The sequence below is a fragment of the Pseudomonas sp. IT-P100 genome (assembly GCF_949767185.1).
GTDB lineage: Bacteria > Pseudomonadota > Gammaproteobacteria > Pseudomonadales > Pseudomonadaceae > Aquipseudomonas > Aquipseudomonas fluorescens_B.
Genome location: NZ_CATKQK010000041.1, coordinates 1 through 550, shown reverse-complemented (window position 1 = coordinate 550; position 550 = coordinate 1). Strand labels below are relative to the sequence as shown.

The 550-nt window shown below is 54.9% G+C and carries 1 protein-coding gene; it reads right to left on the bottom strand.

The genetic code is table 11. The features are described 5' to 3' along the window. On the bottom strand, positions 1-550 hold a 550-nt coding region (locus tag ACM6IQ_RS22215), incomplete at both ends, for an MFS transporter (RefSeq protein ID WP_414879876.1).

Sequence of the window (550 nt, the reverse complement as noted above, 5' to 3'; positions counted from 1 at the left end):
TTGTCTCGGTCGAGGTTGTTTTTGAGCATGTTCTTTTCTGCCGTGCTCAACCACTTGGCATTGTCGATTTTATCGACCAGCAACGTCACCACGACAACGGCCATGATCAACGACGGGATGCCTTCGATGATCAGCATCCACTGCCAGCCGGCCATGCCATGGACACCCTGCATCGCGCCCATCAACCACCCGGAAAGAATCCCGCCCAATGTCAGGCTGATCGGCATGGCCATCAGAAAGCCCGCCATTACACGGCTTTGGCGATGCGTCGGAAACCAGTAGTTGAGGTAAAGAATCACCCCTGGGAAGAAACCGGCTTCGCAGATTCCCAGCAGGAAGCGCAGCACGTAGAACATGGTTTCCGATTCAATGTGAAAGAACTTGGCCAGCGGCACGGTAAAGGCTACCGCCATGGAGACAATGCTCCAGCTGATCATGATGCGGGCGATCCAGAGGCGTGCACCGAAACGATGGAGGAACAGATTGCTAGGGACTTCGAAGAGGAAATAACCCCAGAAGAAAATGCTCGCGCCCAGGGCGTAGACCGTGT